General features: G+C 64.8%; 21 protein-coding genes. 1 reads left to right on the top strand and 20 read right to left on the bottom strand.

Going from position 1 to position 23,384, the window contains the following annotated elements; all coding sequences use genetic code 11:
• Window positions 1–17: 17 nt before the first annotated feature.
• The gene (locus tag IPV08_RS13775; RefSeq protein ID WP_207412265.1) at window positions 18–1,271 is read left to right on the top strand and encodes a glycosyltransferase; all 1,254 of its coding nucleotides are present in this window, start codon (window positions 18–20) and stop codon (window positions 1,269–1,271) included.
• A gap of 42 nt (window positions 1,272–1,313) precedes the next feature.
• Here IPV08_RS13775 and IPV08_RS13770 read toward each other — a convergent pair whose 3' ends face one another.
• The 20 genes from IPV08_RS13770 to IPV08_RS13675 all read right to left on the bottom strand — a co-directional run bounded on the left by IPV08_RS13770 (window position 1,314) and on the right by IPV08_RS13675 (window position 23,383).
• Entirely contained in the window at window positions 1,314–2,027 is a 714-nt protein-coding gene (locus IPV08_RS13770) for an ABC transporter ATP-binding protein (RefSeq protein ID WP_056434349.1), read from the bottom strand.
• Between the two features lie 17 nt (window positions 2,028–2,044).
• Complete coding sequence (locus tag IPV08_RS13765) at window positions 2,045–3,349, bottom strand: lipoprotein-releasing ABC transporter permease subunit (RefSeq protein WP_207412264.1); 1,305 nt, start codon at window positions 3,347–3,349, stop codon at window positions 2,045–2,047.
• A gap of 7 nt (window positions 3,350–3,356) precedes the next feature.
• The gene (gene proS, locus IPV08_RS13760; RefSeq protein ID WP_056434352.1) at window positions 3,357–4,682 is read right to left on the bottom strand and encodes a proline--tRNA ligase; all 1,326 of its coding nucleotides are present in this window, start codon (window positions 4,680–4,682) and stop codon (window positions 3,357–3,359) included.
• A gap of 444 nt (window positions 4,683–5,126) precedes the next feature.
• Window positions 5,127–5,471, bottom strand: a complete 345-nt coding sequence (locus IPV08_RS13755; protein ID WP_056434354.1) for a DUF1467 family protein — start codon at window positions 5,469–5,471, stop codon at window positions 5,127–5,129.
• Window positions 5,468–5,872 (bottom strand): methylmalonyl-CoA epimerase, encoded by a 405-nt coding sequence (mce, locus tag IPV08_RS13750; RefSeq protein ID WP_056434356.1) that lies wholly within the window; start codon window positions 5,870–5,872, stop codon window positions 5,468–5,470. Before mce ends, IPV08_RS13755 begins: the two co-directional genes overlap by 4 nt.
• A 150-nt stretch (window positions 5,873–6,022) precedes the next feature.
• Window positions 6,023–7,696 (bottom strand): ribonuclease J, encoded by a 1,674-nt coding sequence (locus tag IPV08_RS13745; protein ID WP_056434357.1) that lies wholly within the window; start codon window positions 7,694–7,696, stop codon window positions 6,023–6,025.
• A 12-nt stretch (window positions 7,697–7,708) separates the two neighbouring features.
• Window positions 7,709–8,569, bottom strand: coding sequence for a biotin--[acetyl-CoA-carboxylase] ligase (locus tag IPV08_RS13740; RefSeq protein WP_207412291.1), 861 nt, complete (start codon window positions 8,567–8,569; stop codon window positions 7,709–7,711).
• A 4-nt stretch (window positions 8,570–8,573) separates the two neighbouring features.
• A complete protein-coding gene (gene nuoN / locus IPV08_RS13735; protein WP_207412263.1) occupies window positions 8,574–10,016 on the bottom strand; it encodes an NADH-quinone oxidoreductase subunit NuoN in 1,443 nt (480 codons plus the stop codon).
• A 13-nt stretch (window positions 10,017–10,029) separates the two neighbouring features.
• Complete coding sequence (locus IPV08_RS13730; protein ID WP_207412262.1) at window positions 10,030–11,550, bottom strand: NADH-quinone oxidoreductase subunit M; 1,521 nt, start codon at window positions 11,548–11,550, stop codon at window positions 10,030–10,032.
• A gap of 47 nt (window positions 11,551–11,597) precedes the next feature.
• Window positions 11,598–13,700, bottom strand: coding sequence for an NADH-quinone oxidoreductase subunit L (nuoL, locus tag IPV08_RS13725; RefSeq protein WP_207412261.1), 2,103 nt, complete (start codon window positions 13,698–13,700; stop codon window positions 11,598–11,600).
• 103 nt (window positions 13,701–13,803) lie between these two features.
• The gene (nuoK, locus tag IPV08_RS13720; RefSeq protein ID WP_056434368.1) at window positions 13,804–14,109 is read right to left on the bottom strand and encodes an NADH-quinone oxidoreductase subunit NuoK; all 306 of its coding nucleotides are present in this window, start codon (window positions 14,107–14,109) and stop codon (window positions 13,804–13,806) included.
• A gap of 28 nt (window positions 14,110–14,137) precedes the next feature.
• Window positions 14,138–14,758: an NADH-quinone oxidoreductase subunit J gene (locus IPV08_RS13715; RefSeq protein ID WP_056434370.1), complete on the bottom strand. Its 621-nt coding sequence runs from the start codon at window positions 14,756–14,758 to the stop codon at window positions 14,138–14,140.
• 122 nt (window positions 14,759–14,880) lie between these two features.
• The gene (nuoI, locus tag IPV08_RS13710) at window positions 14,881–15,369 is read right to left on the bottom strand and encodes an NADH-quinone oxidoreductase subunit NuoI (RefSeq protein WP_056434372.1); all 489 of its coding nucleotides are present in this window, start codon (window positions 15,367–15,369) and stop codon (window positions 14,881–14,883) included.
• 24 nt (window positions 15,370–15,393) lie between these two features.
• Window positions 15,394–16,410 carry an NADH-quinone oxidoreductase subunit NuoH gene (gene nuoH / locus IPV08_RS13705; protein ID WP_207412260.1) on the bottom strand — a complete coding sequence of 339 codons (1,017 nt, stop codon included), beginning with the start codon at window positions 16,408–16,410 and terminating at the stop codon, window positions 15,394–15,396.
• Between the two features lie 12 nt (window positions 16,411–16,422).
• Window positions 16,423–18,504, bottom strand: coding sequence for an NADH-quinone oxidoreductase subunit NuoG (nuoG, locus tag IPV08_RS13700; RefSeq protein WP_207412259.1), 2,082 nt, complete (start codon window positions 18,502–18,504; stop codon window positions 16,423–16,425).
• A 43-nt stretch (window positions 18,505–18,547) separates the two neighbouring features.
• On the bottom strand, window positions 18,548–19,849 hold the full coding sequence (nuoF, locus tag IPV08_RS13695) for an NADH-quinone oxidoreductase subunit NuoF (protein WP_207412258.1): 1,302 nt from the start codon (window positions 19,847–19,849) through the stop codon (window positions 18,548–18,550).
• A 1-nt stretch (window position 19,850) separates the two neighbouring features.
• A complete protein-coding gene (nuoE, locus tag IPV08_RS13690) occupies window positions 19,851–20,912 on the bottom strand; it encodes an NADH-quinone oxidoreductase subunit NuoE (RefSeq protein ID WP_207412257.1) in 1,062 nt (353 codons plus the stop codon).
• Window positions 20,913–20,934: 22 nt separating this feature from the next.
• Window positions 20,935–22,125 carry an NADH-quinone oxidoreductase subunit D gene (locus IPV08_RS13685; protein WP_056434382.1) on the bottom strand — a complete coding sequence of 397 codons (1,191 nt, stop codon included), beginning with the start codon at window positions 22,123–22,125 and terminating at the stop codon, window positions 20,935–20,937.
• Window positions 22,126–22,141: 16 nt separating this feature from the next.
• Window positions 22,142–22,786, bottom strand: a complete 645-nt coding sequence (locus IPV08_RS13680) for an NADH-quinone oxidoreductase subunit C (RefSeq protein WP_207412256.1) — start codon at window positions 22,784–22,786, stop codon at window positions 22,142–22,144.
• Between the two features lie 9 nt (window positions 22,787–22,795).
• A complete protein-coding gene (locus tag IPV08_RS13675) occupies window positions 22,796–23,383 on the bottom strand; it encodes an NADH-quinone oxidoreductase subunit B (RefSeq protein WP_207412255.1) in 588 nt (195 codons plus the stop codon).
• Window position 23,384: the final 1 nt, after the last annotated feature.

Genomic DNA, 23,384 nt, shown 5'->3' with positions numbered 1-23,384 from the left:
CCTATGTAAATGGTCGAATGCGAATACATCTCGTTGCCATTGGTTCTCACGGCGACATCCTTCCTTTTCTGGCCATTGGCGCGGAATTTCTTCGTCGCGGACAAGACGTGATCCTGGCCGCCCCCGCCCCGTTCGCGGATCACGCGGCGCGAATCGGCCTGCCCTTCCATTCCCTCGGGGACGATTGCGACTACCGCCGCATCACCGCGGATCCCGAGCTCTGGCATCCGCGCCGCGGGGCCGCCGCCCTGTTCGGAAACATGGCCGCCGCCACCGAGCAGACCTATCGCTGGATCGCCGCGAACGCGCGCAAGAGCCACTCGATCGTGGTCGCCTCGACGCTGGCCTTCGGCGCACGCGTGGCACAGGAGAAGCTACGCCTTCCTGTCATTACCATCCACGCGATGCCGCTGCTGATGGAGAGCCGTTATGCCTCCCCGATCCTGCCGGGCGTGCCGCTCCCCGCCTGGACGCCGTCCCGGATTCGCCACTGGGTCGGCCGGGGCGCCGACAAATACGTGATCGGCCCGGCCGCCCTGCCGACCATCAACGCGTTTCGGCAGGAACTCGGCCTCAAACCCGTACGTCGGCTGCGCTACTGGTGGAACAGCCCCTCCCGTGTCCTGCTGCTCTTTCCCGACTGGTTCGCGGCCTCGCAGCCGGATTGGCCCCGGCAGGCCATGCATGTGGGCTTTCCCATCGCGGATCGCTTCGGTGACACGGACCACCTCGCGCCCCGTCTCACGCGGTTCCTGAGGGGTGGGGATGCTCCCCTGGTCTTCACTTACGGATCGGCCATGCGCCAGGCATCGGGCTTCTTCCGAACCGCCCTCGCCATCTGCGAGCGTCTGGGGCGGCGGGGCGTGCTGCTTGCTCCAGAGCTTGGTCAGGTTCCAGAGTCCCTGCCGGAGACCCTGATCCATGTCCCCTACGCGCCGCTCAGCGCTTTGCTGCCGCACGCGGCGGCGCTGATCCATCATGGCGGCATCGGCACCGTGGCGCAGGCTTTGGCCGCCGGAACGCCGCAGATGATCGTCCCGGTGGCGTTCGACCATTTCGACGAGGCGGCGCGGGTGAAACACCTTCGTGCCGGCACGAGCCTCAGCCGGCGGCGTTTCACGCCCGGGCGCGGCGCGCACCGGCTCCGCCGCCTCCTCGCATCGCCAGAGGTGGCCCAGGCCTGCCAGGAGCTAAGGTTGCGCTTCAACGGGCTGGACGGCGTGTCGGCCGCCTGCGACGCGATCGAACAAATGGCGCCCCGCCGTCGCTGACGGGGGCAGCTCCATTATACAAATGCAGCTGCAGATTCGGCTTTACGCCAGTTGCTCGATCATGCCGTCGCGGATGGTGACGCGCCGGTCCATGCGGGCGGCGAGCTCCATGTTGTGGGTGGCGACGAGGGCCGCGAGGCCGGAGGCACGCACCAGCGAGACAAGAATGCCGAAGACATGAGCCGCCGTGTGCGGGTCGAGATTACCGGTGGGCTCATCGGCCAACAGCAGGCGCGGGCCGTTGGCGACCGCACGAGCGATGGCGACGCGCTGCTGCTCGCCGCCCGATAATTCGGCCGGGCGGTGAACAAGGCGCTCCTTCAGGCCGAGGAAGCTCAGAAGTTCGGTGGCGCGCGCCTTGGCCTCCTTTGCGCCGAGGCCACGGATGAGCTGGGGCATCACCACGTTCTCCAGGGCCGAGAATTCCGGCAGGAGATGGTGGAACTGATAGATGAAGCCCATCTCTTCGCGGCGGAACCGCGTGCGCTCGGCATCGGGCATCGCCGCCGTGGGCTGGCCGCCGATATAGACCTCGCCGCCATCGGGTCGCTCCAGCAGGCCCGCGAGATGCAGAAGCGTCGATTTTCCGGCCCCTGAGGGTGCCACCAGAGCCACGAGTTCGCCCGGCCAGATCGCGAGATCGGCCCCCCGCAGGATGTCGAGGGCTCCCGTTCCTTGCGCGTAGCGGCGTTCGACTTTGGCGAAGAACAGGGCCGGGACCGGCGGCGCGCCGGCCTCGTCGGCAGAGGTGGTCATGATGGTTGAATCTCCCCTCAGCCGTAACGCAGGGCCTGGACCGGATCGAGCCGGGCAGCGCGCCAGGAGGGATAGAGCGTCGCCACGAGCGACAGGGCGATGGAGGTGAGGACCACCACGGTGATCTCACTGGAATTCATCTCGGCCGGAATTTCCGCGAGGAACCGCACGGTCGGATCCCAGGCGGAGGGAAACAGGACCCGCTGGATCGGCTTGATGTTGAGGGTGATGAGGACACCGAGGGCGAGTCCGCTCAGCGTCCCGACGACGCCGATCAGCGCCCCGTTGATGAGGAAGACCCGCATCACCGTGCCGGGCGTGGCGCCCATCGTCCGCAGGATCGCGATATCGCTGGACTTGTCACGCACCAGCAGGATCAGGCCGGAGACGATGTTGAGGGTCGCCACCACAACGATCAGGCTGAGGATGAGGAACATCACGTTCCGCTCCACCTCGAGCGCCCCGAAGAAGGTTCGGTTGCGTTGGCGCCAGTCGGTGAGAAGCACGGGCCGCTCGGCCGCCATTTCGAGGTCGGGCCGCAATTGCGCCACCGCATCGGCGTTGTCGAGATAGACCTCGATGAGGCTGACGTCGCTGTCACGGTTGAAGAAGGCCTGGGATTCGGCCAGCGGCATGAACACGAAGGTGGCGTCGAACTCGGTCATGCCGATCTCGAAGATCGCCTTCACCGTATAGGCCTTGGTGCGCGGCGCGGTGCCGAACGGTGTCGTCGCCCCCTTCGGGGTGGATAGCGTAATCTGGTCGCCGGCCTGCACGCCGAGGGACTCGGCGAGCCTCCGGCCGATGGCGACCCCGGTTCCGTCGTCGAACCCGTCGAGGGTGCCGCCCCGGATGGTCTTGGCGATGGACCCGATGGACCCGATGTCCTCGCCGCGGATACCCCGGACCAGCACGCCACTGCCGCCATAAGGCGAGGACGCGAAGGCCTGCCCTTCCACCAGCGGGATCGCCGAGCGAACGCCAGCCACTTTGGAGAGCCTGTCGGAAAGGTCGACGTAATCGGTGAACAGCTTGTCGATCGGTGTGACGAAGACGTGGCCGTTGATACCGACGATCTTGGAGAGCAGTTCGGTGCGGAACCCGTTCATCACCGAAAGGACGATGATGAGGGTGGCGACACCGAGGGCGATGCCCAGGACCGAGAAGAAGGCCACGACGGAGACGCCGCCGCCGCGCCGCCGGGCCCGCATGTAGCGCCCGGCAATGATCCATTCGAAGGCCGCGAAGGGCGGCGTGCTGCCGCGCTTGAACAGGCCGGAGAGACCCGCCAGCCGTTCCTTCACCGTCTCTGCCAGAGCCATGCCGGCCTCAGTTCCGCTTCAGGCGCGAAATCAGGTCGATCGGTGCCACGCTCTCACGCTCGCCCCCGGCGCGGCGCTTGATCTCGACCTTGCCCTCGGCAAGGCCGCGCGGGCCCACCACGACCTGCCAGGGCAGGCCGATCAGATCGGCGGTGGCGAATTTCGCGCCCGGACGCTCGTCGCGGTCGTCGTAGAGCACCGTCAGGCCGCTGGCCTCGAGGTTGGTCTGGATTTCGGCGCAAGCTGCATCGGTCGCCGCGTCTCCGGATTTCAGGTTGATGAGAGCGACGTCGAAGGGCGCCACGGAATCCGGCCAGATGATGCCGGCCTCGTCATGCGAGGCCTCGATGATCGCGGCCACCAGCCGGCTCGGGCCGATGCCGTAGGAACCCATATGAACGGGGCGGTCGACGCCGTCCGGTCCGGTCACCTTCGCGCCCATGGCCTCGGAATACTTGGTGCCGAAATAGAAGATGTGCCCGACCTCGATGCCGCGCGCGGCCATCTGCTTGTCCTCGCCAACCTCGGCGAAGGCCGCCGGCTCATGCATCTCGGAGGTGGCGGCGTAGAGCGAGGTCCAGCGGTCGACAGTGCCCTGGAGGCCGGCGACGTCGTCGAAATCCGTAGTCACCGGCGGAACGTCGAAATCGAGATACTGCCGGTCGCAGAACACCTCGCTCTCGCCGGTCTGGGCCAGGATGATGAATTCGTGGCTGAGATCACCGCCGATCGGTCCGGTATCGGCGCGCATGGGGATCGCCTTGAGACCGAGGCCGGCGAAAGTGCGCAGGTAGGCGACGAACATCTTGTTGTAGGCGTGCCGGGCGTTGGCCTGGTCGAGATCGAACGAATAGGCGTCCTTCATCAGGAATTCGCGCGAGCGCATGGTGCCGAAGCGCGGGCGTACTTCGTCCCGGAACTTCCACGAGATCTGGTAGAGGTTCTTCGGCAGGTCCTTGTAGGAGCGAACGCTGCCGCGGAAGATCTCGGTGATGACCTCCTCGGCCGTGGGGCCAAACAGCATCTCGCGGTCATGTCGGTCGGAAATGCGCAGCATCTCCTTGCCGTAGGCCTCGTAGCGGCCGGATTCCTTCCACAACTCCGCCGACTGGATCGACGGCATCAGAAGTTCGATGGCGCCGGACCGATCCTGCTCCTCGCGGACTACCGCGCAGACCCTGTTGAGCACGCGCAGACCCAAGGGCAGCCAGGCATAGATGCCCGCCGCTTCCTGACGGATCAGGCCGGCCCGCAGCATCAGGCGGTGGGAGACGATCTCCGCCTCCTTGGGCGTCTCGCGCAGGGTCGGCAGGAAATAGCGGGAGAGACGCATCGGGGGCCCTGGATCGTTTTGGAGCGCGATCGTAACGCGCATCGTTGCGGGGCACACAACACATTGCGTTGGGAAAATACAAGCGTCCTGCGGCGTCGAGAAAAACGCCGGGTGGTCCGAAACTCGGGCATTCCGCGAAACGAGAGCGAAAAACGCTCAACTCTTGCAAAAAAACGCCAGGAACCATCTCCGGAGACGTGACAATGCGCAATCCAGTTCCTATAAGCGCCACCGTGATGGTCGCGACGCCCGGAGAGGCAGCGCGAGGTCCGAGTCTCGGGAGGAAATTTCAGCCGCCACGCCGCCAGAAATGCGTGAGATAAAATAGGCTGACACGTCATCTGTCGTCTCAAAAAGCAAGGCGCGAGCCTTGCTTTTTTTATGGCCGACGTGGCTCTCCGGATGTGGGCGCAGGACGATCCGACAGCTCGCCGGATCGCGGCGCTAGAGCCCCGACAACTCGAAGATCGGGATGACGACGAGAAACACGACGCTGGCGAGGAGCGTCGTCCAAATCGCCTTCTCGCGCAGCCGCGGCGCCGCGGGCGCACCTGGGTCCTGTCCCGGCACGATCAGCGACGGGTCCGTCTCGACCTGATTGCGGATGGGCAGAATGACGAAGAGCAGCGTCCACCAGACCACGAAATAGAGGGCAAAGGCTCCGAACACCGTCAGCTTGAACAACACGACGGAGAGGATCGCCACCGCCGAGACGATGACGATCATGGTGGCCAGCGTCCGCCAGATCGTGGCCGAGACGGTCTGAACGAGGGCGCTCACGCCGCTCACACCTGCTCCAGTTCAACCAGGGTGCCAAGGAAATCCTTGGGGTGGAGGAACAGCACCGGCTTGCCGTGAGCGCCGATCTTCGGTTCGCCGGTACCGAGGACGCGGGCACCCTGAGCCTTCAGTTTGTCACGGGCGGCGATGATGTCGTCGACCTCGTAGCAGACATGGTGCACGCCGCCATTGGGGTTGCGTTCCACGAAGCTCTCGATGGGCGAACCCTCGCCCAACGGCGACATTAGCTCGACCTTGCTGTTGGGCAGGTTCACGAAAACCACCGTGACGCCGTGCTCCGGCTGCGGCAGGGGCTCGGTGAGCGTGGCGCCGAGGGTGTCACGATAGATGGCACAGGCCGCGTCGAGGTCGCGCACGGCGATGGCCACGTGGTTCAGGCGTCCGATCATGGTCTGCTCCCTTCTCTGCGTCATCTGTGCGCGCATTCCCCTCCCCCTTGCGGGGAGGGGTTAGGGGTGGGGGTGGCTCCGAAGAGGTTGCGCCCTGTCCTGAACCACCCCCACCCTCATTCCCTCCCCACAAGGGGGAGGGAGGCAGCATCACACCTCCACGACCTGCACGTGGCAGGCGGGCTTCTTGCCCCAGGCTTCGTTCACGGCCGAGCGGATCGCACGATCGACGGCCTTCTCGACCGCTTCGGCATCCTTACGCTTCTGCTTCGACAGGCCGCTGAGGGTCCGCGACACGGCTTCGACGGCGACGTCGAGCATCGGCTGGCCGTTCTTGCCGCGATTGGGCAGGCCCATGATGTCGATGGCCGGCTCACCGAGAACCTCACCTTGGACGTCGATGGCGATGGCGACCGAGACGACACCGGCCTGAGACAGCTTGCGCCGCTCGGGGATCGCGCGATCCTTTGCATCGATCAGGATGTTGCCATCCTTGAACAGACGCCCGGCTTTCACGTGGTCGGTGATCTCCGGCGTGCCGGGGGCGAGGCGCACGACACTGCCGTTGCGGGCCTTGACCACGTTGCCGACACCCTGGGCCAGGGCGAAGCGGGCATGCTCGTCGAGATGGAGCGCCTCGCCGTGGACGGGAATCGCCGTCCTCGGCCGGGTCCACGCATACATCTCGGCCATTTCGTCGCGACGGGGATGGCCGGAGACGTGAACGAGTTTCGTCCGGTCGGTCACCACCTCGATGCCGGCATTGACCAGATCGTTGATGATCGCACCCACCGCCCGCTCGTTGCCCGGAATGGCGCGAGACGAGAAGATCACGCGGTCGCCGGCGGCCAGCGTCACGTCGGGATGGTCGTCGCGGGAGACGCGGGCGAGCGCGGCGCGCTCCTCGCCCTGCGACCCGGTGAGCAGGCAGACCACCTTGTCGCGCGGCAGGTAGCCGTAGCTGTCGGCCGAGCGGAAATCGGGCAGGCCGTCGAGGAAGCCGCATTCGCGGGCGACACCGATCACCCGGTCCATGGCCCTGCCGACGGCGACGACCTCGCGGCCGCAATCACGCGCGGCTTCCGCCACCGCCCGCATGCGGGCGACGTTGGAGGCGAAGGTGGTGACGGCTACCCGGTGAGGCGCCTCTGCGATGAGCTCGCGCAGGGTGGCGGCGACCTCGGCCTCGCTCGGGCTGCGGCCCTCGCGCACGACGTTGGTCGAATCGCTGATCATGGCGATGATGCCCTCGTCGCCCAGCTTGCGGAACGAGGCTTCCGAGGTGACGTCGCCGAGGATCGGCGTGGCGTCGAGCTTCCAGTCGCCCGTATGCAGCACGAGGCCATGGGCGGTGCGGATCGCGACAGCGTTCGATTCCGGGATCGAATGCGAAACCGGAACGTATTCGATCTCGAACGGTCCGACCGTTACCGGCTTGTGCGCCGCGATCTCGCGCAGGATTACCTTCGGCGCGCCCGGCTCACTCAGGCGACGCGCCTCGAGCAGGTTCTTGGCGAAGCGGGTGGCGTAGACCGGAGCCTTCAGCTTGGGCCACAACTCACCGATCGCGCCGATATGGTCCTCGTGCGCGTGGGTAATGAAGATGGCGAGGAGATCGTCCTTGCGCTCCTCGATGAAGCTAAGATCGGGAAACATCAGGTCGATGCCCGGGAAGCCCTCTTCGCCGGCAAAGCCCATTCCGCAATCGACCATGATCCATTTCCGGCGCTTTTCCGGCCCGAAGCCGTAGAGCGCCGCGTTCATGCCGATCTCGCCCACGCCGCCGAGCGGCACGAAGACGAGTTCGTCTTGCCCTGTCGTCATCACTGTTCAACCTCAAGCCGCCGTCGCGGCCGAACCCAAATGCACCTCGCCCGCCGTCACGGTCCGTCGCGTCCCATCATCCGATCGGACGACGAGCCGCCCCGCCTCGTCGATCGTCTCGAAAATTCCTTGCACGATCTCGCCGCCCGTTCGCACCGAGACCGGTGCGCCGATCCCGGCGGCGTCATCGAGCCAAAGCTCACGGATCGATAAAAACCCGCGGCCTCGATTCCATCGTCGCGCTGCAACGACGATCTCATCCGACACATGGTCGAACAGATCCTCGGCGCGCGGTTCGTGCTTTATCTGACTGAGGCTTGTCGCGGGATAAGGCAAGTCCTGCGGTGACGCGGCGACGTTGACGCCGAACCCGATCACCGCGGAGCGACGCCCGCCCGGATGAGTTTCCGCCTCCAGGAGAAGGCCCGCGAGCTTGGCACCCGATGCCAGCACGTCATTGGGCCATTTGAGGCGGAAGGGGCTTGCCCGACCGGACTTCCGATCCTCGATCCCATCCTGAGGTGTCATGCCGGCCGCCTCGAGGTGGCGTGGCCCGATCATTCTCTTCAATGCGGAAATCAACGCGACGCCCGCCACGAAGCCCAAGCTCGGAACCTGTTCCGGATCGACGTCCGAAACCGGCCAGAGCAAGCTGGCACTGAGGTTGCCCGGCAACGACGTCCATGCGCTCCCCCTGCGGCCACGCCCCGCTTCCTGCCGGAGCGCGACAACCCACAATGGGCCCCTTTCACCCTCGCGTGACAGCTCCATCGCCCGGGTGTTGGTGGAGCCGAGGCTCTCGTAAACGTGAAGCCGATGCCCGGCCGCTCTCGCAGCCGGGCCGAGCCGATAATCCGGCCTTTCGAGAGACAAAATCCTAGAACAGCGACTTGGCCGCGGCGCCTGCCGCGCTGACAAGGGGAGAGGGCACAATGAAGAACAGGACCACGACGGCGCTCGAGAGACCGAGCACGATGCGCAGGCCGGGCGGCATCACTTCGTAGGGAGCTTGCGGCTCATCGAAATACATCACCTTGACCAGACGCAGGTAATAGAACGCACCGACCACCGAGGTCACGACACCGATCACCGCCAGGCCCACGAGATCGGCCTTGATGGCCGCAGCGAAGACATAGAACTTGCCGAAGAAGCCGGCGAGCGGCGGAATGCCGGCGAGTGAGAACATCATCGCGGCGAGGCAGAAGGCCATAACCGGATGTGTCCGGGAAAGACCGGAAAGATCGTCGACCGTCTCGTACATCTGGCCGCCGCGACGCAGCGAGAGAAGCACGGCGAAGGCGCCGAGCGTCATGGCGAGATAGATGATCATGTAGATCACCACGCCTCGGATCCCCTCCTCCGAGGCAGCGGCGAGACCGATGAGGGCGTAACCGATATTGCCGATGGAGGAATAGGCCATCAGGCGCTTGATTGAGCGCTGGCCGATGGCCGCGAAAGAACCAAGCGTCATCGAAGCGATGGCGACGAAAACGATGATCTGCTGCCAGATCGCGGTCACGTCCGGGAAAGCGCCGATGAAGACGCGCACGGTCATGGCGACGGCGGCCATCTTCGGCGCCGAGGCGAAGAACGCCGTCACAGGAGTGGGCGACCCTTCATAGACGTCCGGTGTCCACATGTGGAACGGCACGGCCGACATCTTGAAGGCGACTCCGGCGGCCACGAACACGATGCCCAGCACGATGCCGAAACCGGCATTGTCGTTCAGTGCCGAGACGATGCCGGGGAAGGAGACGGTGCCGGTGAAGCCGTAGACCAGTGACGAGCCATAGAGCAGCATGCCGGAAGACAAGGCTCCAAGGACGAAATACTTCAGCCCGGCCTCGGTGGATTTCAGGTTGTCCCGGTGGAAGGCGGCGATCACGTAAGCAGCAAGCGACTGCAGTTCGAGGCCGAGATAGAGGGCGATCAAATCGTTGGCGGAGGCCATCACCATCATGCCGATGGTGCAGAGCACGATCAGGATCGGGAACTCGAACCGGTCAATGCGTTCGCGCTGGAAATAGTCGCGCGAGAGCAGGATCGTGGCGGCGGAGCCGAGCAGGATCAGCGCCTTCATCACCTTCGAGAAGTTGTCGATGATGAACGACCCGTTGAGGGTCGTGACCTTGGCACCCGACTGCGACACGACCACGAAGAAGGCGAGAATCAACAGGATGAGCGCGCCGACATTGACGGTCTCGACAGAGCGCTCGCCCCGGAAGGCGCCGTAGAGAATCAGTCCCAGCACGCCGATCGCGAGGATCAGCTCGGGCATCACCGGCGAGAGCGAGGGCAGGACAGCCTGGATAGCGGTCATCTTACGTCGACCTTCAGCGCGCCACGGGCGGAAGAACCGCCGCGGTCTGCGTGTTCGAGAGCGCGGATTTCATGCTCTGCATCAGCGCCTCCGTGGAGGGGGCGAAGGTGTCGAGGATGGGCGCGGGATGCACGCCGTAATAGATCGTCAGCGCGACGAGAGGCGCGAGGATAAGCTTCTCACGCAGATCGAGATCGAGGATGCCCTGCAGGTTGGGCTTCTCGAGCTTGCCATAGATCACCCTGGAATAAAGCCAGAGGGCATAGCCGGCCGAAAGAATGATGCCGAAGACCGAGAAGAACGCGACCGTCGGGTTGGCCTTGAAGGCCCCCATCATGGCCAGGAACTCGCCGACGAAGCCCGACGTGCCGGGCAGGCCGACATTGGCCATGGTGAACACCATCATCGCTGCCGCATAGAGCGGCATGCGCTTCACGAGGCCGCCATAGGCCGCGATCTCGCGGGTGTGCATTCGGTCGTAGACCACGCCGACGCAGACGAAGAGCGCGCCCGAGACGATGCCGTGCGAGATCATCAGGAACAGGGCGCCCTGGATGCCCTGCTCGTTGAGGGTGAACAGGCCCAGCGTCACGAAGCCCATATGCGCCACAGACGAATAGGCGATGAGCTTCTTGATGTCGGTCTGCATCAGCGCGATCAGCGACGTGAAGATGATCGCGATGACCGAGAGGGCGAAGACCATCGGCGCGAAATAGGCGCTGGCATCCGGGAACATCGGCAGCGAGATCCGGATGAAGCCGTAGCCGCCCATCTTGAGCAGGATGCCGGCGAGGATCACCGAGCCGGCGGTGGGCGCTTCCACGTGGGCGTCGGGCAGCCAGGTATGGACCGGCCACATCGGCATCTTCACCGCGAAGGAGGCGAAGAAGGCGAGCCACAACCAGTATTGCATGCCGACGGGGAAGCGGGTTTGCAGCAGGGTCGGGATGTCGGTGGTGCCAGCGTGCCAGTACATCGCCATGATGGCGAGGAGCATCAGCACCGAGCCGAGCAGGGTGTAGAGGAAGAACTTGAAGCTCGCGTAGATCCGGCGCTTGCCGCCCCAGATGCCGATGATGAGGAACATCGGGATCAGGCCAGCCTCGAAGAACAGGTAGAACAGCACGAGGTCGAGAGAGCAGAACACACCGATCATCGTCGTCTCGAGGACGAGGAACGCGACGAAATACTCCTTCACCCGCGTGTTCACCGAGAGCCACGACGCACCGATGCAGAACGGCATCAGGAACGTGGTGAGCAGGATCAACGGCATCGAGAATCCGTCGACACCGAGTTTGAATTTGATCGTCTCGGCGAGCCAGCCATGGGTCTCGACAAGCTGGAAGCTCGATGTCGACGGGTCGAACCGGCCCCAGGCGACGAGGCTGAGAAGGAAAGTGACAATAGTGGTCGCGAGCGCCGCCCAGCGGGCGTTGCGCTTCACGCTCTCGGATTCGTTGCCGAGGGTCAGGATGAAGGCCGCGCCGCAGAGCGGCACGATCAGCAGGCCGGAGAGAATGCCGAGGCCGAACATCTAGCGGGCACTCCGATACGGGTTGGCGGCCGTCATTGCGCGCGACATCAGTGCCCGACCTTGGGTAGGCCGGTGAGCATGTACCAGCTGACGATGGCGGCGACGCCGATGAGCATGACGAAGGCGTAATGATAGACGTAACCGGTCTGCAGTCGGACGACCCCGCGGGTGACGTCGAGCACGCGGGTCGCGATGCCGTCGGGGCCTAGCCCGTCGATGACCCGGCCGTCGCCCTCTTTCCAGAGGAACTTGCCGAAGTTCTTGGCCGGGCGCACGAAGATCCGGTCGTAGAGCTCGTCAAAATACCACTTGTTGAGCAGGAACTGGTACAGGCTCGGCTGCTGGGCGGCGAGCCGGCCCGGCAGTTCGGGCCGGCGGATATACATCCAGAAGGCCAACAGGAAGCCGATCACCAGCATGATGAAGGGCGAGTAGGCCACCAGCGCCGGCACCGAATGGATGTCGTGCATGATGTGGTTGTCGGGGCCGTGACCGAGGGCGTGGCCCCAGAACGATTCCATGCCCTCGCCGATGAAGCGGTTCTTGAACAGCAGACCGGCGAACAAAGCGCCAAAGGCCAAGATCGCCAGGGGAATTGTCATCACCAGCGGGCTCTCATGCGGCGTGTGCGCATGGTCGTGATGCTCGATGGCGCTGTGAGACGCGGGCTCTACGTCATGGCCCTTGTCGTCGTGCGCGACACCCTCGTGGTGTCCCGGTGCGCCGTCGGCGGTAGCAGAGGTGGTGTGAGCCAAAGCGGGTGCAGCGTGATGATCGTCATGGTGAGCGGCGCCGTGGCCCGCCCAGCGGGCCGGCCCCTCGAACGTCATGAAGAACAGGCGCCAGGAATAGAACGAGGTCATCAATGCAGCGACGACCGTGCACAGGAAGGCGAGCGTGTGGCCGGGCCGCGTCGAGGCATAGGCCGCTTCGATGATCGCGTCCTTCGAATAGTAGCCGGCAGTGAAGGGGAAGCCGATCAGCGCCAAGGTGCCGATGGTCATCATCGCGGAGGTGAAGGGGATGTAGCGGCGGAGTGCCCCCATGTTCCGCATGTCCTGCTCGTGATGCATCGCGTGGATGACCGAGCCGGCGCCGAGGAACAGAAGCGCCTTGAAGAAAGCGTGGGTGAAGAGGTGGAACACGGCGGCCGAATAGGCGCCGACGCCCAGCGCCACGAACATGTAGCCGAGCTGCGAGCAGGTCGAGTAGGCGATGACCCGCTTGATGTCGTTCTGCACCATGCCGATCGTGGCCGCGAAGAACGCGGTGATACCGCCGATGATCGTCACGACGATGAGAGCGTTCGGCGCCATTTCGAACAGGGGCGACAGGCGCGCCACCATGAAGACACCCGCCGTCACCATGGTGGCGGCGTGGATCAGGGCGGAGACCGGTGTCGGTCCCTCCATGGCATCCGGCAGCCAAGTATGGAGCAGGAACTGCGCCGACTTGCCCATGGCGCCCATGAACAGGAGCAGGCACGCCAGCGTCATGGCGTTCCAGTCATAGCCAAGGAAGTGGAACGTGGCGTCCTTGAACTCGGCGGCGCGCGGCAGGATGCCGTCGAAGGCCACCGAACCGAACAGGACGAAGACGAGGAAGATGCCGAGCGAAAAGCCGAAATCACCGACCCGGTTGACGATGAAGGCCTTCATCGCCGCCGCATTGGCTGAAGGCTTCTCGTACCAGAACCCGATCAGCAGGTAGGAGGCGAGGCCGACGCCCTCCCAGCCGAAGAACATCTGTACGAGGTTGTCGGCCGTCACCAGCATCAGCATGGCGAAGGTGAACAGCGACAGATAGGCGAAGAAGCGCGGCCGGTGCGGATCCTCCGCCATGTAGCCCACGGAGTAGAGGTGGACGAGGGTCGAGACCGTCGTCACTACCACCAGCATCACCACGGTGAGCGTGTCGATCCGGAAAGCCCAGTCGACCACGAGGTCACCGGCGGTGAACCACGTCGCCACCTGCACGCGGGTCGCGTGATCCGAGCCAGGCACTTCGAAGAAGGCGCCCCAGGACAGGAGGGCGGAGAAGGCGAGGAAGCCGGTGGTGATGTACTCGCACACGCGAGGGCCGAGCTGCCGGCCGAACAGGCCGGCGAGCAGGGCGCCGATGAGCGGGAAGAAGACGATCGCGTGATACATCGCTGGCTGGCCCGGCCTCCGGAAGCGTGCCAGATACCCGGCCTCGCTCCATTCTCGTCAATGGGATCGCGCGGGAAGCCGCGCGGCTCGGCTTGGGTGAAGCTCAGCCCTTCATCATGTTCACGTCCTCCACCGCGATGGAGCCGCGGTTTCGGAAGAACACGACGAGGATGGCGAGCCCGATGGCTGCCTCCGCCGCCGCCACCGTGAGCACGAACAGGGCGAAGATCTGGCCAGTGATGTCGTTCAGATGGGTGGAGAACGCCACGAGGTTGATGTTCACCGCGAGTAGGATGAGCTCGACCGACATCAGGATGACGATGATGTTCTTGCGGTTCACGAAGATGCCGAGCACGCCGAGCGTGAACAGGATCGCCGCCACCGTCAGGTAATGGCTCAAGCCGATCATGAGCGCTGATCCTTGTGTTGAGCCGACATCAGACCTCGACGCCCTGGCGAGACGGCACCTTGCGGGTTTCCACCGCCATCCCCTGCGTCCGTGCATTCTGCACGGCGATGTTCTGACGCTTCACGCCGGGCCGGTCACGCAAAGTGAGCACGATGGCCCCGATCATCGCCACCAGCAGAATCAGACCGGCCAGCTGGAAGAAGAAAACGTAATCGGTGTACAGCACGCGCCCGAGCATCTGGGTGTTGGTGACACCCTCGACACTGGCGAGAGGACCGAGCGGCGCCTGCATTAGGCCGGGATCGATCGTCCAGGAGCCGACCACCAGCAGGAGCTCGATGAGGAAGATCGCGCCGATTAGCGCGCCAATCGGCAGGTACTGCTGGAAGCCCTGGCGCAGCTGCGCGAAATCGACGTCGAGCATCATCACGACGAAGAGGAACAGTACGGCGACGGCGCCGACATAGACGACCACCAGGATCATCGCCAGGAACTCGGCCCCCATCAGCACGAACAAACCGGCCGCGTTGACGAAGGCGAGGATGAGGAAGAGTACCGACGCGACAGGGTTGCGCGAGGTGATGACCATGAACGCGGACGCGATCGCGACACCGGCGAACAGGTAGAAGAAGGCTGCGGCTGCACTCATGCGATTATGGAGATCAGCCGTCCCGAGGACGGCCCCTTCTGCCTAAATTCAAACCAGCCCGTGCAGGCCGCCCGTCTATAGAACCCACCCCTGCGGTGCACAACCGCCGGAGCGCCGTGTCATCACCGGTATGGTGCGTCCACTGCGAGATTGCGCGCGATTTCACGCTCCCAACGGTCACCGTTCAGGAGAAGCTTCTCCTTGTCGTAGAGAAGCTCCTCGCGGGTCTCCACGGAGAACTCGAAGTTCGGCCCCTCCACGATGGCATCCACCGGACAGGCCTCCTGGCACATGCCGCAATAGATGCATTTCACCATGTCGAGGTCGTAGCGTGTGGTGCGGCGCGTGCCGTCGTTGCGGCGCGGGCCAGCCTCGATGGTGATGGCCTGCGCGGGACAGATCGCCTCGCACAGCTTGCAGGCGATGCAACGTTCCTCACCGTTCGGATAGCGGCGCAGCGCGTGCTCGCCGCGAAAGCGCGGCCCGCGATGCCCCATCTCGAAGGGGTAGTTGATCGTGGCCTTGGGCTTGAAGAAGTAGCGCATGGCGAGGGCGAACCCCGACACGAACTCCTTCAGCAGCAGACCCTTTGCGACCTGATCGAGCTTCATGGCTCGGATCTCCGTGAGGGGTTGTCAGACGCCCGGCGCAAGGCCGGTCAGCTTGAGGACGAAGGCGACGACCACGACCGAGACGAGGGAAAGCGGAAGGAACACCTTCCAGCCGAGGCGCATGAGTTGGTCGTAGCGGTAGCGCGGCACCATGGCCTTCACCATGGCGATCATGAAGAAGAGGAAGCTGGCCTTCAGGGCGAACCAGATCAGGCCCGGCACCCAGGTGAAGGGCGCGAAGGGAATCGGCGAGAGCCAGCCGCCGAGGAACAGCACCGTTCCCAACGCGCACATGGTCATGATCGCTACGTACTCGCCGAGCATGAACAGCAGGTAGGGCGTCGAGGAATACTCGACCATGTAACCGGCCACGAGCTCCGATTCGGCTTCCGGCAGATCGAAGGGCGGGCGGTTGGTCTCGGCGAGAGCCGAGACGAAGAACACCACGAACATCGGAAACAGCCAGAGCCAGTACCAGCCGAGTATGCCCAGTGAGGTGTCCTGCGCCATCACGATGCGCGAGAGGTTGAGCGACCCGGCGCAAAGGAGGACGCAAATGATGACGAATCCAAGGGAGACCTCGTACGAGATCATCTGCGCTGCAGAGCGGAGCGCGCCGAGGAAGGCGTATTTCGAGTTCGAGGCCCAGCCGCCCATCAGCACGCCGTAGACGCCGAGCGACGAGATCGCGAAAATGTAGGTAATGCCGACATTGAGGTCGGCGATGGCCCAGCCTTCCGTCAGCGGGATCACCGCCCAGGCGGCGAGAGCCAAGGTGGCGAAGACAAGCGGTGCCAGCAGGAACAGGCCCTTATTGGCGCCTGCCGGAATCACCGGCTCCTTCAGCACGAACTTCAGCAGATCGGCGAAGGACTGGAACAGGCCCCATGGCCCGACGACGTTGGGGCCGCGCCGCAGCTGCACCGCCGCCCAGATCTTACGATCGGCCAGCAGCGCATAGGCAATGAACACCAGCAGCAAGGCGAGGAGCACGAAGCTCTTCAGGATCAGCAGTAGGACGGTGCCGACGATTTCCAGCATGGTCGGCAGCCCTTATTCCGCCGCTTCGAGACCGCGCGTCTGCGCGAGGCTCGAACATTCGGCCAAGACCCGCGAAGCGCGGGCGATAGCGTTGGTGAGGTAGAAATCCGGAACGGCGGACACGAAGGCCGAACGGCCCGGCTCGCCTCCGAGCCCCGCAAGCGTGTCGACGGTGGCGGCCACGTCGCTCGTGGCTATCGCGTCGAGGGCAGCGAAATGCGGGTACACCGCATAGAGATCGCGACGCAGAGCCCCGAGCGAATCGAAGGGAAGGCGCTTTCCGAGGACATCGGAGAGCGCCCGCAGGATCGCCCAATCCTCGCGGGCGTCACCCGGCGGGAAACCGGCGCGGTTGGTCGTCTGAACACGGCCTTCGAGATTGACGAAGGTGGCGTTCTTCTCGGTATAGGCCGCGCCCGGCAGGATCACGTCCGCGCGGGTCGCGCCGCGATCGCCATGGGTGCCCTGGTAGATCACGAACGCGCCGGCGCCGATCTCGACCTCGTCGGCACCGAGGTTGAACAGCACGTCGAGCGCTCCGGGCTCGACCATCTGCCCGAGAGCCAAGCCCCCCTCCCCCGGCACGAAGCCGAGATCGTGCGCGCCGACGCGGGCCGCCGCGGTCTGGAGCACGGCAAAGCCGTTCCACTCGGAGGTGACCGCACCGATATCCTTGGCGAGCGCCGCCGCCAACGAGAGGATGGCAGCGCCGTCGGGCCGGGTCAGCGCACCGGTTCCCACGATCACGAGGGGTCGGCTGGCGCTTTTCAGCACTTCGGAGAAGCTATGCTTTCCGACGGCGATATCGGCCAGGGTTTCGGGGCCGGCGCCGAGATAGGTATGGGGATAGGTAAGATCCGCCGCCTCGCCGATCAGGCCCACCGCCAGAGGCGCCATGCGCCAACGCTTGCGGATACGAACGTTGAGAAGCGAGGCTTCCAGGCGCGGGTTCGTCCCGACGAGCAGGATCGCATCCGCCTCCTCAATACCCGGAATGGTGGGATTGAACGTGTAGGCGGCGCGCCCCCAAGCCGGGTCGATCGCCTCGCCGGCCTGACGGCAATCGAGATTGGTCACGCCGAGCGACCCCATCAGGGTCTTTAGGGCGTAGATCTCCTCCACGGCGGCAAGGTCACCGACGATGGCGCCAACTCGCTTCGGGTCGGCGCTCTTCATCCGGGCGGCGATGGCGGCGAACGCCTCGCCCCAGGAGGCGGGGCGCAGGCGGCCGTTCTCACGCAGGTACGGCCGGTCGAGACGCTGCGCCCGAAGCCCGTCCACCGCATGGCGGGTCTTGTCGGAGATCCACTCCTCGTTGATGTCTTCGTTCACCCGAGGCTCGATCTGCATGACCTCACGGCCACGCGCATCGACCCGGATGGCGCAGCCGACCGCGTCCATCACGTCGATGGATTCGGTCTTCGACAGCTCCCAGGGCCGCACCTCGTAGCTCTGTGGCTTGTGGACGAGGGCGCCAACGGGGCAGAGATCGGCGACGTTGCCCTGAAGCTCGGAGCCCATGGCACTCTCGAGATAGCTCGTGATCTCCATGTCCTCGCCGCGCCCGATGGCGCCGAGATCCGGCACGCCGGCCACTTCCGCGAGAAAGCGGACGCAGCGGGTGCAGTGGATGCAGCGGTTCATGGCGGTCCGCACCAGCGGGCCGATATATTTCTCTTCGACGGCGCGCTTGTTCTCGCCGTAACGGGTCGAATCCACGCCGTAGGCCATCGCCTGATCCTGCAGGTCACAATGGCCGCCCTGGTCGCAGATCGGACAATCGAGCGGGTGATTGATGAGGAGGAACTCCATCACCCCCTCGCGGGCCTTTTTCGTGGTTCCGGACCGCGTCAGGATCTCCGGCGGCTCACCATTGGGTCCGGGGCGGCAGTCTTTTACCGCATAGGCGCATGAGGCGACGGGCTTAGGCGCCCCCTTCAGCTCGACGAGACACATCCGGCAATTGCCCGCGATGGACAGCCGTTCGTGGAAGCAGAAGCGCGGGATCTCCGCGCCCGCAACCTCGCAGGCCTGGAGCAGGGTGTACTCGGCCGGAACATCGACCTCGGTGCCGTCGACGATGAGCTTTGTCATGCGTGCTTCTCGGTAACGAATTTCGGTCCGAACGACATGGCGATCACTCCGCGGCGATCCGCACAGGATCGCTGTGCGGGTTGGCGCTGTAGCGGTCGATGCGCTTCTCGATCTCGGGACGAAAATGGCGGATGAGGCCCTGGATCGGCCAGGCCGCCGCGTCGCCGAGCGCGCAGATCGTGTGGCCCTCGATCTGCTTCGTCACGTCGAGCAGCATGTCGATCTCGCGGCGCTGGGCGCGGCCTTCGGCCATGCGCAGCATCACACGCCACATCCAGCCCGTGCCCTCGCGGCAAGGCGTGCACTGGCCGCAGGATTCGTGCTTGTAGAAATAGGCGATGCGGGCAATCGCCGACACGATGTCGGTGGAACGGTCGAGGACGATGACCGCCGCCGTGCCGAGACCGGAGCCTAGATTCTTCAGGGTGTCGAAGTCCATCTTGGCGTCGATGATCTGCTCAGCCGGCACCAGGGGCACTGAAGAGCCGCCGGGGATGGAGCAGAGCAGGTTGTCCCAGCCGCCGCGCATGCCACCGCAATGCTTGTCGATCAGCTCGCGGAAGGTGATGCCGAGTTCTTCCTCGACGTTGCACGGCTTGTTGACGTGGCCCGACACGCAGAACAGCTTGGTGCCGGTGTTGTTCTTGCCCCCCAACCCGGCGAACCAGGCCCCGCCCCGGCGCAGGATGGTCCCCGCCACCGCGATCGACTCGACGTTATTCACGGTCGTCGGGCAACCATAGAGGCCCATATTGGCAGGGAAAGGCGGCTTCAGCCGCGGCATGCCCTTCTTGCCTTCGAGGCTTTCCAGCAGAGCGGTTTCCTCGCCGCAAATGTAGGCGCCGGCGCCGTGATGGACGTAGATGTCGAACGGGTAGCCGTGGACATTATTCTTGCCCACGAGACGGGCCGCGTAAGCTTCGTCGACCGCCTTCTGCAAGGCGTGCTTCTCGGCCACGTACTCGCCGCGGATGTAGATGTAGCAGGCATGGGCCGCCATGGAGAACGAGGCCAGCATGCAGCCCTCGATCAGGAGATGCGGATCGTGCCGCATGATCTCCCGGTCCTTGCAGGTCCCCGGCTCGGATTCATCGGCGTTGACCACGAGGTAGTGCGGTCGCCCGTCCGACTTCTTGGGCATGAACGACCATTTCAGGCCGGTCGGGAAGCCGGCACCGCCGCGCCCGCGCAGCCCGGACGCCTTCATCTCGTCGATGATCCAGTCGCGGCCCATTTCCAGCAGGAACTTGGTGCCGTCCCACGCGCCGCGCTTCCTGGCCTCTTCCAAACCGGGCGAATGCAGACCGTACAGATTGGTGAAGATGCGATCCTGATCGGAGAGCATGTCAGATCTCCTTCGCGTTGGCGGACGGCGTCTTCGGTTCGGTCGGTTTCGGTGACGATTCGTCCGCGCTCGCGCCGGAGGCGACCGGCTGCGGCGGCGGTTCATCGCGTGGCAGATCGGATTGCGTCCCCGCCTCGGCTCCAGCGGTCTCGGCCTCGGCGATCGTCTCGGGCACGGACGGCGCCGGCTTGTTCGGCTGGGCCGTCGATTCCTTCGGGTCGGCCGCATCGGCCTTGTCGCCCGGCTTAACCGGCGTCTCGCCGGATGCGTTACGCTGAGCTGGGGCGTCGGTCGGCGGCTCCTCCACGGCGCGGCCCGAATCGGGCTTAGCCGGCTTCGGGTCCGACGCCGCGCGTTGCTCGGACGAGACAGCTTCGGACTTGCCCATTGCATCGTCGGATTTCGCGGCCTGATCTTCGAACCGCTTCCGCCATGCGCCCACGCGCGACCCGTCGAACAAGGTCTCGTCGCTCAGCGTGTCGGCCCCGCCCATCGGCTCGGATGACGTGCGCCCGACCTGCGAACCGATCTTGACCGGGCGTCCAGCCGCGAGGTCGTCCATCAGTTTGCCGAGAAGTTCGGGTGTCAGGTCTTCGTAGTAATCCTGATTGATCTGAGCCATGGGCGCGTTGCAGCAGGCGCCGAGACACTCGACTTCGAGCCAGGAGAAATTGCCGTCTGAGCTGACATGGCCGGGTGCGCCGAGGCGCTCCTGCAGATAGCCCTTCAATTCGCGCGCACCGCAGGAATCGCACGGCACCGTGCCGCAGAGCTGGATCCAGAACCGGCCCACCGGCTCGAGGGCGAACATGGTGTAGAAGGTCGCAACTTCGAGCACGCGGATATGCGGCATGCCGAGTTCGGCGGCCACCGCCTCGATGGCCTTCTGCGGAAGCCAGCCGCCATTCTGCTCCTGCGCCTTCCACAGCAGCGGGATCACCGCGGAGGCCTGACGGCCTTCGGGATACTTCTCGATCTGCCCTTTGGCCCATTCGGCGTTCTCGGGCGAGAAAGCGAAGCTGGCCGGCTGCTCGGAAGCGGGGGCGAGTCTGCGATTGGCCATCAGTGCGAAACCTCGAATACCGTCACCGGTCCACCTCGCCGAACACGATGTCGAGCGTGCCGAGCACGCAGGACACGTCGGCCAGCATGTGGCCGCGGCACATCCAGTCCATGGCCTGGAGATGGGCGAAACCCGGAGCGCGGATCTTGCAGCGGTAGGGCTTGTTGGTGCCGTCGGCCACGAGATAGACGCCGAACTCGCCCTTGGGCGCTTCGACGGCGGCGTAGACTTCGCCGGCCGGCACGTGGAAGCCCTCGGTGTAGAGCTTGAAATGATGAATCAGCGCTTCCATCGAGCGCTTCATTTCCCGGCGCGGCGGCGGTGCGAATTTGCCGTCCGTGGCGGCGATCGCCCCCATTCCCGCCGGCTCGCGCAGCTTGATGCAGCACTGCCGCATGATCTTGGCCGATTCCCGCATTTCTTCCATGCGGATGACCTGCCGATCGTAGGTGTCGCCGTTCCTTCCCACGGGGACGTCGAATTCCATCTCCTCGTAGCATTCATAGGGTTGCGACTTACGCAGGTCCCACGGGATGCCGGAGCCGCGCACCATCACGCCCGAGAACCCCCAGGCCATGGCCTCGTCCACAGTGACGATGCCGATATCGACGTTGCGCTGCTTGAAGATGCGGTTCGACATGACGAGGTCGTCGAGATCGTCGACCACCTGCAGGAACGGGTCGATGAAGGCTTCGATATCGTCGATCAGCGCGGGCGGCAGGTCCTGGTGCACGCCGCCGGGCCGGAAGTAATTGGCATGGAGACGAGCACCCGACGCGCGCTCGTAGAAGATCATCAGCTTCTCACGCTCCTCGAAGCCCCAGAGCGGCGGCGTCAGTGCGCCCACATCCATGGCCTGCGTGGTGACGTTGAGGAGATGAGACAGGATGCGACCGATCTCGCAGAACAGCGTGCGGATCAGCTGAGCCCGGCGCGGCACCTGGAGCCCGAGCAGCTTCTCGATGCCGAGACAGAAGGCATGCTCCTGGTTCATCGGCGAGACATAGTCGAGCCGGTCGAAATACGGCGTCGCCTGCAGGTAGGTCTTGTGCTCGATCAGCTTCTCGGTGCCGCGATGGAGCAGGCCGATATGCGGGTCGACGCGTTCGACGATCTCGCCGTCGAGTTCCAGCACGAGACGCAGAACGCCGTGTGCCGCCGGGTGCTGCGGCCCGAAATTGATCGCGAAATTGCGGATATTGTGCTCGGTCATGGCCTCGCTCCGCTGCTCAAGCCGACTTTTTCTCATCGCCCGGGAGCACGTATTCGGTGCCCTCCCACGGCGAGAGGAAGTCGAAGTTCCGGAATTCCTGGGTCAGCTTCACCGGCTCGTACACGACACGGGCCTCGTCCTGGTCGTATCGAACCTCGACGAAGCCGGTGAGCGGGAAGTCCTTGCGCAGGGGGTGGCCCTCGAAACCGTAATCGGTGAGCAACCGGCGCAGGTCCGGGTGCCCCGAAAACAGGATTCCATACAGGTCGTAGGCTTCGCGCTCGAACCAGTTTGCCGCCGGGAACACCTCGATGACGGAGGGTACGGCGGTCTGGTCGTCGGTCTGCACCTTCACCCGGATGCGGCTGTTATGGCGCAGTGAGAGCAGGTGGTAGACCACGTCGAAGCGCTTGGCCCGGTTGGGATAATCAACGCCGCAGATATCGATGAAGCAGCGGAACGCGCAGGACGGGTCATCGCGCAGATAGGTGAGCGCATAGACGATATCGCTCGCCTGAACGTTCAACGTCAGCTCACCGAAGGCGATGGCGCGCGAGACTATGGCCGGCCCGAGGGCCGCGCCCACATGGTCGCTGAGCGCCTGGAGCGAACCGTCGGCGGGGGCGGCCGTATGCGCGAGGATCGAGATGCCGTTGCTCATCGCGGATCCTCAGCGCTCGATCGTGCCGGTACGGCGGATCTTCTTCTGGAGCAGAAGCACTCCGTAGAGTAGCGCCTCCGCCGTAGGCGGGCAGCCCGGCACGTAGATGTCCACCGGCACCACCCGGTCGCAGCCGCGCACCACCGAGTAGGAATAGTGATAGTAGCCGCCGCCATTGGCGCAGGAGCCCATGGAGATCACGTAGCGGGGCTCGGGCATCTGGTCGTAGACCTTGCGCAGGGCCGGAGCCATCTTGTTGGTCAGCGTGCCGGCGACGATCATCACGTCGGATTGCCGGGGCGAACCGCGCGGAGCGAAGCCGAAGCGCTCACAATCATAGCGCGGCATGGACATCTGCATCATCTCGACGGCGCAACAGGCGAGGCCGAATGTCATCCACATCAGCGACCCGGTGCGGGCCCAATTGATGAGGTCGTCCGTCGAGGTGATCAGGAAACCCCTGTCGGCGAGTTCGCTGCTGATCGACAGGAAGGTCGGATCGTCGGCGCCGATAGGGCGACCGGTATTCGGGTCGATGATCCCTTTCGGTGCCGGTGCAACGGCGGGGATCCGGGTGATATCGGGGCTGAAGGCCATC

This window comes from Methylobacterium sp. SD274 (assembly GCF_017355285.1).
GTDB lineage: Bacteria > Pseudomonadota > Alphaproteobacteria > Rhizobiales > Beijerinckiaceae > Methylobacterium.
The sequence above is the reverse complement of the archived record's forward strand: the minus strand, read 5'-3'. Positions and strand labels throughout refer to the sequence as shown.